This is a genomic window from Pseudomonas fulva NBRC 16637 = DSM 17717 (genome assembly GCF_000730565.1).
GTDB lineage: Bacteria > Pseudomonadota > Gammaproteobacteria > Pseudomonadales > Pseudomonadaceae > Aquipseudomonas > Aquipseudomonas fulva.
The window spans coordinates 222,147-232,869 of the sequence record NZ_BBIQ01000006.1 but is presented as its reverse complement, the minus strand read 5'-3'; the positions used below and the strand labels follow the sequence as shown (position 1 = coordinate 232,869).

At 63.4% G+C, this 10,723-nt stretch carries 10 protein-coding genes; 5 read left to right on the top strand and 5 right to left on the bottom strand.

The features are described 5' to 3' along the window. Nucleotides 1-60: 60 nt before the first annotated feature. Entirely contained in the window at nucleotides 61-1,506 is a 1,446-nt protein-coding gene (locus PFU01S_RS09100) for a histidine kinase (RefSeq protein ID WP_027913966.1), read from the bottom strand. A gap of 134 nt (nucleotides 1,507-1,640) precedes the next feature. Here PFU01S_RS09100 and serB point away from each other — a divergent pair, with 134 nt between their 5' ends. Next, the gene (serB, locus tag PFU01S_RS09095) at nucleotides 1,641-2,855 is read left to right on the top strand and encodes a phosphoserine phosphatase SerB (RefSeq protein WP_028687877.1); all 1,215 of its coding nucleotides are present in this window, start codon (nucleotides 1,641-1,643) and stop codon (nucleotides 2,853-2,855) included. 76 nt (nucleotides 2,856-2,931) lie between these two features. On the opposite strand, the gene asd is transcribed toward serB, so the two are convergent. From asd to PFU01S_RS09080, 3 genes are read right to left on the bottom strand one after another with little or no spacing between them, the layout of a single operon-like run. Continuing rightward, nucleotides 2,932-3,795 carry an archaetidylserine decarboxylase gene (asd, locus tag PFU01S_RS09090; RefSeq protein ID WP_027913964.1) on the bottom strand — a complete coding sequence of 288 codons (864 nt, stop codon included), beginning with the start codon at nucleotides 3,793-3,795 and terminating at the stop codon, nucleotides 2,932-2,934. A gap of 9 nt (nucleotides 3,796-3,804) precedes the next feature. Further along, nucleotides 3,805-4,614: a rhodanese-like domain-containing protein gene (locus PFU01S_RS09085; RefSeq protein WP_027913963.1), complete on the bottom strand. Its 810-nt coding sequence runs from the start codon at nucleotides 4,612-4,614 to the stop codon at nucleotides 3,805-3,807. Between the two features lie 42 nt (nucleotides 4,615-4,656). Further along, on the bottom strand, nucleotides 4,657-6,192 hold the full coding sequence (locus PFU01S_RS09080) for an HDOD domain-containing protein (protein ID WP_027913962.1): 1,536 nt from the start codon (nucleotides 6,190-6,192) through the stop codon (nucleotides 4,657-4,659). A 130-nt stretch (nucleotides 6,193-6,322) separates the two neighbouring features. Here PFU01S_RS09080 and motA point away from each other — a divergent pair, with 130 nt between their 5' ends. Beyond that, a complete protein-coding gene (gene motA, locus PFU01S_RS09075) occupies nucleotides 6,323-7,174 on the top strand; it encodes a flagellar motor stator protein MotA (protein ID WP_023532967.1) in 852 nt (283 codons plus the stop codon). A gap of 3 nt (nucleotides 7,175-7,177) precedes the next feature. Beyond that, on the top strand, nucleotides 7,178-8,200 hold the full coding sequence (motB, locus tag PFU01S_RS09070; RefSeq protein ID WP_028687878.1) for a flagellar motor protein MotB: 1,023 nt from the start codon (nucleotides 7,178-7,180) through the stop codon (nucleotides 8,198-8,200). An 81-nt stretch (nucleotides 8,201-8,281) separates the two neighbouring features. Here the strand turns inward: motB and rsgA are convergent, their stop codons facing one another. Beyond that, complete coding sequence (gene rsgA / locus PFU01S_RS09065; RefSeq protein ID WP_023532943.1) at nucleotides 8,282-9,313, bottom strand: small ribosomal subunit biogenesis GTPase RsgA; 1,032 nt, start codon at nucleotides 9,311-9,313, stop codon at nucleotides 8,282-8,284. 139 nt (nucleotides 9,314-9,452) lie between these two features. Between rsgA and orn the strand changes: the two genes are divergently transcribed. Both orn and PFU01S_RS09055 read left to right on the top strand, forming a co-directional pair. Next, nucleotides 9,453-9,995: an oligoribonuclease gene (orn, locus tag PFU01S_RS09060; protein WP_027913960.1), complete on the top strand. Its 543-nt coding sequence runs from the start codon at nucleotides 9,453-9,455 to the stop codon at nucleotides 9,993-9,995. Between the two features lie 111 nt (nucleotides 9,996-10,106). Next, a complete protein-coding gene (locus PFU01S_RS09055; protein ID WP_027913959.1) occupies nucleotides 10,107-10,718 on the top strand; it encodes a trimeric intracellular cation channel family protein in 612 nt (203 codons plus the stop codon). Nucleotides 10,719-10,723 lie beyond the last annotated feature (5 nt).

Genomic DNA, 10,723 nt, shown 5'->3' with positions numbered 1-10,723 from the left:
GCATCAAGGCGGGCTTTTTCGTGGGCGCTGTACAGGGCCGCGCAGCGACCCTGTAATGGCTCAGGCGCGGCGTTCGTGCATGCGGGCCAGTTGGCGTTCCAGCATCGAGGGGTACGGCTCCATCAGGCGCTCCACGCAGCATGCCCCTTCCGGGCTTGCGATTGGGCGAATGCGAGCTCGCTGGCGGATCAAACCGTCGTCGTTGACCTTACGCTCGACCAGCAGCAGGTTGCGGCTGTGTTGAGACAGTGCCAGCGCGTCCTGCACCTTTTCAGCCATCAGCAGGTCGACCAGTTCCAGGCCATCGAGGTCATTGCTCATGGCAAGGCCCAGTTGCAGTTGCAAGGTGATGCCGCTGTCAGCGACGTCGATCTGCAAGGCATGGCCCAAGGCGCGTAGCAACTCGCCGCAACAGATGGCATTGGTGAGGTAGTCCTCGCCGCACTGGCGGCTGTGGAACAGGACCAACGTACTGCCGTCGTTGAGGGTGTGGGTTTCGCCCTCGTACAGCGAGGCCGCATGCTCCAGGCACTCCTGATAGCGCTCGGTCAGCTCGGTCAGGCGGGTGCGCGGCAAGCGCCGCAGCTGCTCCTGGGAACCCAGTTGCACGGCAAGCACCGCGCTGAACTGAGGCTCATCGGACTCCACTTCGACCGCGTGTGCCGGTGCGTCGTCGTCCAGCAGGCCGGCGAACGCCTCGTCGTCATCGTCCGCGCTCGTGACGGTAGTGCGCTGAGCAGGCTTGGAAACGGGGGCGGGCGCGTCATCGAAATGCTCGTCGTCCTCAGGCTCCGGTTCCGGCTCTGGCGGAGGCGGTGGGGCCAAGCGGGCATGCAGTTGCCGGGCGATGTCGCCGATCTCGTCCTGGCGGTCGGTGGCGGGCGTGTAATACTGCGGATCGCGCAACCAGACCCGCAGTTGCAGCAGCGGCAAGGTGATGAATCGGCCTTGGCGCAGGCTCAGGGTCAGGGCAAGCACCAGCAGAATGGCCGCCAGGATGGCCATGCTCTGCATGCTGATCAACATGGGCTGCTGGAACTGGCTCATGTCCAGGCTCATGCGCAGTTGCCCGGCAGCCACGTCCTGGAAGGTGATTTTGGTCTGATAGACGCCCTCGGCCTCACCCAGCAGGCTGTTGCGCGGCCGCTGGCCTGCCTCGGCGAGGATGCGGTTGTCGACGCTGTAGATGGCGGCGTGTGCCACCAGCGGGTTCTTCACCAGGTTGCCCAGCAGCACGTTGAGGCTGAGGATATCGTTGGCCACCAGCAACTCGGTCGCCGACGTCGCCGTCTGGGTCGTCAGGCTCTGGCCCACAGCATCGGCCTGATCGTGCATGGCCTGTTTGAACTGCAACCCCATGACGCAGGCATAGATCACCAGCGCCAGGGCCACCAGGAAGATGTTGGTGCAGGCGATGCGCAATGCCAATGGCACGCGACGTTGACTCAGGGCGCGATAGATCATCAGGAAGAAATTGTCTGTTTTGACTGAGGTGGGCCGGTTCACTGAGCTCGGCTCTTAATGGCATGAAGTGGGGGGGAGTATAGCGACCCGGGTTTTGTCGGCAAAGTAGCGTTAGCGCCCGATGGTCACGGAAAATCGGTAGAATGCGCATTTTTCATCGAAGTCGGAGCCTGGTTGTGCGCGAAATCGTCCTGATCAACATCACCGGTGAGGACCGCCCCGGTCTTACTGCTGCCATCACTGGCGTCCTGCTGCAGGGCGGTGTGAGCATTCTCGATATCGGCCTGGCGGTGATGCACGGCACATTGTCGTTCGGCATCCTGGTGGATATTCCGGATAACGAAGTGGCGACCAAGCTACTGCAGAGCGTCCAGGCCAAGGCGCACGAGCTGAACCTGCAGGCGCGCTACACACCGATTTCCGAAGCGGACTACCAGCACTGGGCCGATGGCCATGGTGAAGCACGGCACGTGGTCACCCTGCTCAGCCGCAAGATCTCGCCAGACCAGTTGCAGCGTGTCAGCGCCATCATCAGCCAGCACGGGCTGACCATCGAGCGCATCGAGCGCCTGTCGGCCCGGGTGGCCCTGGACGCGGACACCAGCAAGGGCAAGGCTGCGGTGGAGATTTCGGTTCGCGGCGAGCCTGACGATGGCCAGGCGTTGCGCGCCGAGTTCTTTGCCTTGTCCGAGGCCCTGAACATCGACATCGCCTTCCAGCGGGACGACCTGTTCCGCCGCAACCGCCGCCTGGCCGTGTTCGACATGGATTCGACCCTGATCGAGGCTGAAGTAATCGACGAGCTGGCCAAGGCCGCTGGCGTGGGCGAGCAGGTCGCGGCGATCACCGAGCGGGCCATGCGTGGCGAGTTGGACTTCCGGGCCAGCTTCAAGGAGCGCATGGCGCTGCTCAAGGGCCTGGATGTCAGCGTGCTGGATGAAATCGGCGCATCGCTGCGTTTGACCGAAGGTGCGGAAAACCTCTTTGCCGAGCTCAAGCGCCTGGGTTACAAGACCGCCATTCTGTCGGGTGGCTTCACCTACTTCGCCCGCCAGGTACAGGCGCGCCTGGGCATCGACTACGTCTTTGCCAATGAGCTGGAAGTGGTCGATGGCAAGGTGACTGGCGTGGCGGTGGAGCCTATCGTCGATGCCCAGCGCAAGGCCGAGCTGCTTCAGCAATTGGCCAGCGAAGAAGGCCTGCAACTGGAACAGACCATCGCCGTGGGCGATGGCGCGAACGACTTGCCGATGCTGGCGCTGGCGGGGCTGGGCGTAGCCTTCCGCGCCAAGCCGCTGGTGCGGCAGTCGGCCAAGCAGGCAATTTCCACGCTGGGCCTTGATGGCGTGCTGTACCTGCTGGGCCTGCGCGATCGCGACACACGCGGCTGATACAGCCTGCGCTTGCGCAAAGCGGCCCCAGGGCTCTGGCGCTAGCGCCCGAACCCTGGGGCCACGTCTCAGGCCATTACGCCTGCAACGGCGTGGCCAACAGCTGGCCCATGCGCACGGCCGAGGCGGCGCCCACGTGTTCGGCCCATTTGACCTGGTCGGGGCCGAACAGCACGATCGCCGTCGAGCCCAACTTGAACCGACCCAGCTCGGCGCCTTTTTCCAGGTGAATCGGCGCACGGCTGGCGTCGTCGTAGCGGAAGGTCTTGAGCTCGCGCTTGGGCGGCGTGATCAGCCCTGCCCAGACGGTCTCGATGGAAGCCACGATCATGGCACCGACCAACACGACCGCCATCGGGCCGCGCTCGGTGTCGAACAGGCAGACCACCCGCTCATTGCGAGCGAACAGTTCGGGCACGTTTTCTGCGGTGGTCTGGTTGACCGAGAACAGCCGCCCCGGCACGTAGACCATCTCGCGCAACGTGCCTGCCAGCGGCATGTGCACGCGGTGGTAGTCCTTGGGTGACAGGTAGACAGTGGCAAACTCGCCGCCCATGAAGGGGGCCGCCATGGCCGGGTCGCCGCCCAGCAGTTCCTGTGCGCTGTAGCTGTGGCCCTTGGCCTGGAAGATGCGGCCGTGCTCGATCGGTCCCACCTGGCTCACTGCACCGTCGGCCGGGCACAGGATGGCGCCGGGGGTCTGGTCCAGGGGGCGTGCGCCGGGTTTCAGGGCACGGGTGAAGAACGCGTTGAAGTGCTCGTAGGCGGTCAAGTCTTCGACCAGCGCCTCACGCATGTCGACCTGGTAGCGCTTGGCAAACCAGGCGGTGAAGGCGTTCTTGAACCAGCGGGCGCGGCACTCGGCAACGCAGCCGGCCAGGCGCGACAGCAGGTGATGCGGCAGCAGGTACTGGCTGATGATGAACAGACGGGATTTCATTCAGGTTCCTTAAACTTCGACAGGCGTGTCCGGGTGGTTGCCCCATTCGCTCCAGGAGCCAGCGTACGCTTTGACTCGCGGGTAGCCGAGGGCCTTTGCCACCAGATAAGTGAAGCCGGAGCGGCGATGCGTCTGGCAGTGGGTGATCACTTCCTTGTCAGGCGTGATACCAAGGGACTGCAGCACTTCGGCGATGTCCGGGCGGATGCGCAGATGGTCATTGAGGTCCATGCCGGCGGTCCATTCGAAATTGACCGCACCGGGTATGTGCCCGCCTTTGGCCGCGAGCATTTTTTCGCCGGTGAATTCCTGTGGGGCGCGAGCATCCCAGATTGCCAGGTCATCGGCGCCCAGGCGGCTTTGCAGGTATTCGCGGGTGGCGGTGGGTTCCGGATGCAGGTGCAAACTCACCGGCTGGGTACCCTTGGCAGGCACATCGGTACTGAGCCGGTCGGCAGGCCAGGTCTGGATGCCACCGTTGAGGTAGTGGTACCGGGTGTGACCGATCACATCGAGCAGCCAGATGAAGCGGCCAGCCCAGCCACCGCCATCATCGTCATACACCACATAGACGGCATCGCTGCGGTGGCCCAGTTCGCCGAACAGCTTTTCCAGGTCGCTCAACGGCGGTAGCAGCCCCGGTGCAGGCGGCTGACCGAGCTGAGTCCGCTTGCCCTCGACGAAATGCGCGCCCGGGATATGCCCGCTGACGTAACGATTGGCGCTGCTGAGGTCGACCAGGATCAAGTCGGGCGAGCCCAGGCGTGGCAACAGGTCGGCGGCTTCGATCACCAGCGGCAGGCCGGAAAAGTCGGTCATCCACGGTCTCCAGTGTGCAAAGAGGCGATTGTAGCGCAAGGCTCAGCCCTTGCGGTTGGCAAACACCGATAGCGCCCGTTCGATGCATTGCGAGGTTTTGCCAAAAGCCTGCACGCTGATGTCGGCCAGGGGCCGGCACCCTTGGTCGGCCACCAAGAGCATCAGCACCTGGTCATTGACCGCCAGCGAGCGCAGCAGCACATGCTCGCCTCGGAACAGGGCACGCAAGGGCGGCGGCAACAACGAGGCGAACTGGGTGTGGTTTTCGGGTGTAATGCGCAGTTGCCCGGCCTTGGACATCAGCTTTTGCAGCAGCTTATTCGCCGCCACCGGCAATATCAGGCTGCTCGCCTCTTTCGCTAGCCCGGCTGCCTGCTGCACGCGCAGACAGTCATTGGCACGGTCCAGGCCCAGCAGCAGCAGGCGTTGCATGCCGCACGCCAGTACCGCTTCACGGGCCTGGGCCGCCAGGTGCACGGTATTGGTGAAAGGACTGGGCTGGGCCAGCAAGTCCTGGCAGAGCGACCGCCAGCGCGCCAGTTCTTCGGCGGTGGGGGGCGGGGGCGCCAGCATGTCCGGGTGGGGGCGGCGTTGATGCCAGGGCCAGATCAAGGCCTCGGCAGGGTGGAACAGTGCTAGGCGCGCATGACGCCTGGCACTGGCCGCAGCTTGTTGGTGAACCTGCTGTTGAACATCTTCGAGCGAGGTCTGCAGGTAGAGTGCGGTCAGCAGTTGCCAGCGCAGCAGGTGGGGATTGTCCCAGCCCACCTGCGCTGCCAGTGCCAGGTTGTTGGCCAGCAGCACGGTGTTGGCCGGTTGGTTGAACCAGCGCCGCAGGCCGGGCTCGGCATCGAGCCGGTGTTGTTGATTGAGCAGGTCTTCGTCCCGAGCGATGTTCAACACCTGGGCAAGCTGGTCGCGCTCCTCGAGCAGCAGGCGATAGCCCTGGGTCACCCATTGCGGCAGGCGCCACTGCTGGGCCACGGCCTGGCACAGCGCCATGATGCGAACACCGAACAGCTCCTGCTCGACAATGGCGGCGTCTTCACCTTTATGGATGACCCGCAGCTCCCAGGTGTCGAGCAGCTTCGGGTGGGCCAATGCCAGCGGCCATAACGGGGACAGGAACAGCAGGCTACCCCAGTGAATTTCCTGCCACAGCCGCGCCAGACGGCTGGCGAACAGGCCGCTGGCCTGCTGCGAGGCATGCTGGCTGATCAACTGGAACTGGCGCAGCACCGGCGGGATGTCTTCGATCGGCAGGGCTGGCAGGCGCCTGAGCAGGAGAGCGCTACGCTCAAGCCCCAGGCGATTGAGGGCGATCTCCAGGCTTTCGGCCGGCTCGGCCTGGCTGGCGTTGGTCGGGTGGTTGGCTTCGCGCATCACCGAAAGCACCAGGGCCGGGCTGTCCTGCATCAGCTCGGCGATGTCGCGCAATGAACGCCGGTTATCGTTGATGGCCGCCATGACCCGGTCGTAGCTGTGCTTGGGCACAGGAATGCGCACACTCTCCAGCAACTTCACCCAAGCCTCTAGCGTACGCGGGGCCTGGCCGGATACCTCGGTTTCGATTGGCATTTTGACATCAGTCCAAACTGGCTTTTCGCTTTTAGTGGCTATAGTCTGGCGCAGTTCTGCCGATAAGGAGAAGAAGAGTTTTGACGCTCCCGCCTCTTTCCCTGACCACGACAGCAAGTGCTTTGAATCTATGGCTAAAATTATCGGCATCATCGTCGTATTCGCGAGCGTGCTCGGCGGCTACGTCCTCTCCCACGGCAAGATTGCGGCGCTGATCCAGCCGTTCGAAGTGCTGATCATCGGCGGCGCGGCCTTTGGTGCGTTCCTGCAAGCCAACCCTGGCTACATGACGATGCACGTTCTGAAGAAGTCGATGAAGATGTTCGGCTCGCGCTTCACCCATGGCTATTACCTGGAAGTGCTGGGGCTGGTCTATGAGATTCTCAACAAGAGCCGCCGCGAAGGCATGATGGCCATCGAGGCCGACATCGAAGACGCCTCGGCCAGCCCGATCTTTGCCAAGTACCCGACCGTACTGGCCGATGAGCGCATGACTGCGTTCGTCTGCGACTACCTGCGCATCATGTCCACCGGCAACATGGCCCCCCACGAACTCGAAGGCCTGTTCGACATGGAGCTGCTGAGCATGAAGGAGGAGCTGGAGCATCCATCCCACGCGGTCACTGGGGTCGCAGATGGCATGCCAGGCTTTGGTATCGTTGCAGCCGTATTGGGCATCGTCGTCACCATGGCGTCGCTGGGCGATGGTGACCAGGCAGCCATCGGTATGCACGTGGGCGCCGCCCTGGTGGGTACCTTCTTCGGTATTCTCGCCGCCTATGGCTTCTTCGGCCCGCTGGCCAAGTGCCTTGAGCACGATGCCAAGGAAGAACTCAACCTGTACGAGTCGATCAAGGCCTCGCTGGTCGCTTCGGCCTCGGGCATGCCGCCGTCGCTGGCCGTGGAGTTCGGGCGCAAGGTGCTGTACCCCAAGCATCGCCCCAGCTTCTCCGAGCTCGAGCAAGCGGTACGCGGTCGCTGAGTCATGGAGAACAATCAGCCCATCATCGTCAAGCGCGTAAAGCGCTTTGGCGGCGGCCACCACGGTGGCGCCTGGAAGATCGCCTTTGCCGACTTCGCCACGGCCATGATGGCGTTCTTTCTGGTGCTGTGGTTGCTGTCGACGGCAACACCTGAGCAGAAGATCGCCATCGCCGGGTACTTCAAGGACCCGATCGGCTTCTCCGAAAGCGGTACACCTTACGTCATCGACCTGGGCGGCTCGCCCGAGCTGGCGCCGGAAAAGACCATCAACCCCGAGGTGAAATCGGAGCCGACCCCCGACACCAGCATCGAACTGAACAAGGACCAGGTGGAAACCATGGCCGAGCAGGTCGAGCGCGAGCGCCTCGAGCTGCTGCTGCAGGAGTTGCAGAACAAGGTGGAAGAGAACCCGCAGCTGCAGAAGTTCAAGGACCAGATCCTGTTCGAGATCACTCAGGACGGCCTGCGCATCCAGATCATGGACGCCGAGAACCGGCCCATGTTCGACATCGGCAGCGCACGCTTGCAGCCGTATTTCGAGGACATCCTGCTGGCCATGGCCGATACCATCAAGACCGTGCCCAACAAGATCAGCGTCAGTGGCCATACCGATGCCAAGCCGTACGCAGGTGCTGGCGAGTTCGGCAACTGGGAACTGTCAGCCAACCGCGCCAATGCTGCACGGCGGGCACTGGTAGCAGGGGGCTATCCAGAGGGTCAGGTGGCACGGGTGGTGGGGTATGCGTCTTCGTCGCTGTTCGATCGCAAGAACCCGCTCAACCCGGTAAACCGCCGGATCGACATCATCGTGCTGACCAAGAAGGCCCAGCGTGATATCGAAGGCGAGCAGGGCGCCGCGCCCCCGCCGGCTGAAGCGCCTGCCGGGGCGCAGGCACCGTCACCATCCGCACCGGCACCTTCGGCGGTCGATGACCAGACGCCCATGCAGCCACGTGAGTTGCGCCAGAAGCTCAACATCTTCGAGAACGGCACGTTGAAGATGGATGAGACCAAGGAGCAGTGAGGGCTTGGCAGCCCCGCGGGGCTGCCGGTCACTGCCGGATCGGACGAGGCGCCATGCCTGCATCGTGCTCGCAGGGGTTGATCAGTAGGTTTCTTCCGGCAGGCTGGCGATGATCGAGCGGTAGCTGTTCATTCGCTGAGGCTTGATTCGCCCGTCTTCCAGAGCCTTGAGCAGAGCGCACCCGGGCTCGCGATCATGCTTGCAGTCGCGGAAACGACAGGTGCCGAACAGGTCGCGGAACTCGATGAAGCCTTCTTCTACATCGGTGCGGCTGACGTGCCCCAGGCCGAACTCACGGATGCCCGGCGAGTCGATCAGGTCGCCCCCGTTGGGGAAGTGATAGAGGCGGGCGGTGGTGGTGGTATGGGTGCCCTGGCCCGACCATTCCGACAGGTCACCGACCCGGGTGCCGGCCTGTGGCAGCAGGCTGTTGACCAGTGACGACTTGCCCACCCCCGACTGACCGACGAAGACGCTGATGTGTCCATCCAGCGCCTGCTGCAGGCGCTGCATGCCATCCCCTTGGTGCGCCGACACTTCCAGCAGCGGGTAGCCCAGTTCACGGTAGACGTCCAGGAGCGCCTGCAGGCCTGGCCCGTTCTCGTCATTGACCAGGTCGGCCTTGTTCAGCAGCAACAGGGGCCGCAGGCCGGCATGTTCGGCGGCCACCAGGTAGCGGTCGATGAGGTTGGGGTGCGGTTCCGGCGCCGGTGCGAAAACGATGACGATGAGGTCGACGTTGGCGGCCACTGGCTTGAGCTGGCCATGGTTGTTGGGGCGGCACAGTTCGGTTGCGCGGGGCATCTGCGCAACGATGACGCCGATCCCCTGGTTGCCGGCACGCCAGACCACGCGGTCGCCGGTGACCAATGCCGGGAGGTTGGCGCGCAGGTGGCAGCGAAATACCTGGCCTGCGGTGTCGCCATCTTGGGCTTCGACTTCGACTTGCACGCCGAAGTGTGCGATCACCAGCCCCAGCTGTTCGGGCCCAAGGTCGCCGCCTTCCAGTTCCTGCAAGGCATGCTGCTCGCGCTTTGCTGCACGTGCAGCGCGCTCGTTCTGGATTTTTTCGATACGCCAGTTCTGGCGACGGTTGAGCTGGCGTTTGGCCATGAACGCTCCGTAGAAGGCCCCGAGCGGGGCGTAGAAAACGACTGGCAGTCTAGCATGTCGGGCCTGAACGCTGTCCGCTTCACTTTGGTTCATGGGGGTGCACTGCGCTAATATAAGCCTCCATCGGAGGAGTGCCTGCATGCAAAACCCACAGAACCTGATCTGGATCGACCTGGAGATGACCGGGCTGGATCCGGACAGCGATGTCATCATCGAGATGGCCACCATCGTCACCGACAGCGACCTCAATACGCTGGCCGAGGGACCGGTCATCGCCATCCACCACAGTGATGAAGTGCTGGCGCGCATGGACGACTGGAACACCCGCACCCACGGCGCCTCCGGCCTGACCCAGCGGGTGCGTGAGAGCCAGGTGAGCATGGCCCAGGCCGAGGCCCAGACCATCGCCTTCCTCGAGCAGTGGGTACCCAAGGGCAAGTCGCCTATCTGCGGGAACAGCATCTGCCAGGACCGTCGGTTCCTGTACCGGCACATGCGTCAGCTGGAAAATTACTTCCATTACCGCAACCTCGACGTCTCCACCCTCAAGGAGCTGGCAGCGCGCTGGGCCCCCGAGGTGCGAGACAGCTTCAGCAAGGGCAACACGCACCTGGCGCTGGACGACATCCGCGAATCCATCGCCGAGCTGCGCCACTACCGCGAACACTTCATCAAATTCTAAAAAAACGTAGCTCACACGCTGCATGCGGCCGGCCAATGACGGGCCGGGCACTGATGCCCGGTTCCATGCGCTGACGGCCGCTCGCGTGTGTGATCGGTGTGGGTCTTGCTCATGTTGCTGATGCTTTATCTGATCGCCATCACCGCCGAAGCGATGACCGGTGCGCTGTCTGCCGGCCGTCGCGGCATGGACTGGTTCGGCGTGGTGCTGATCGCGTGCGTGACCGCATTGGGCGGTGGTTCGGTGCGTGACATGCTATTGGGGCACTACCCGCTGACGTGGGTCAAGCACCCGGAATACTTGGTGCTGACCAGCTGCGCGGCGCTGTTGACCATTTTCATCGCGCCGATGATGCGCCGCCTGCGCTCCCTGTTTCTGGTGCTCGACGCCTTGGGGCTGGTGGCCTTTACCCTCATTGGCTGCATGACCGCGCTGGAGATGGGGCAGGGGATGCTGGTGGCGTCCATCAGCGGTGTGATCACGGGGGTCTTCGGCGGAATTCTGCGGGATATCTTCTGCAATGACATTCCGCTTGTGTTCCGCCGGGAGTTATACGCAAGCGTGTCGTTCGCCGCGGCCTGGTTCTACCTGGGCTGCGACTACTTCAAGGTGCCCGCGGAGCAAGCCATGCTGCTGACGTTGTTCGGTGGGTTTCTGGTGCGGTTGCTGGCTATTCGCTTTCACTGGGAGATGCCCAAGTTTCATTACAATGACCAACAGTGAAGGTG

What these genes read in the sequence shown, in the direction of transcription:
- asd (WP_027913964.1), bottom strand. Translation starts at nt 3,795, where the DNA reads ATGAAATCCCGTCTGTTCATCATCAGCCAGTACCTGCTGCCGCATCAC.
- PFU01S_RS09085 (WP_027913963.1), bottom strand. Translation starts at nt 4,614, where the DNA reads ATGACCGACTTTTCCGGCCTGCCGCTGGTGATCGAAGCCGCCGACCTG.
- PFU01S_RS09080 (WP_027913962.1), bottom strand. Translation starts at nt 6,192, where the DNA reads ATGCCAATCGAAACCGAGGTATCCGGCCAGGCCCCGCGTACGCTAGAG.
- motA (WP_023532967.1), top strand. Translation starts at nt 6,323, where the DNA reads ATGGCTAAAATTATCGGCATCATCGTCGTATTCGCGAGCGTGCTCGGC.
- motB (WP_028687878.1), top strand. Translation starts at nt 7,178, where the DNA reads ATGGAGAACAATCAGCCCATCATCGTCAAGCGCGTAAAGCGCTTTGGC.
- rsgA (WP_023532943.1), bottom strand. Translation starts at nt 9,313, where the DNA reads ATGGCCAAACGCCAGCTCAACCGTCGCCAGAACTGGCGTATCGAAAAA.
- orn (WP_027913960.1), top strand. Translation starts at nt 9,453, where the DNA reads ATGCAAAACCCACAGAACCTGATCTGGATCGACCTGGAGATGACCGGG.
- PFU01S_RS09055 (WP_027913959.1), top strand. Translation starts at nt 10,107, where the DNA reads ATGTTGCTGATGCTTTATCTGATCGCCATCACCGCCGAAGCGATGACC.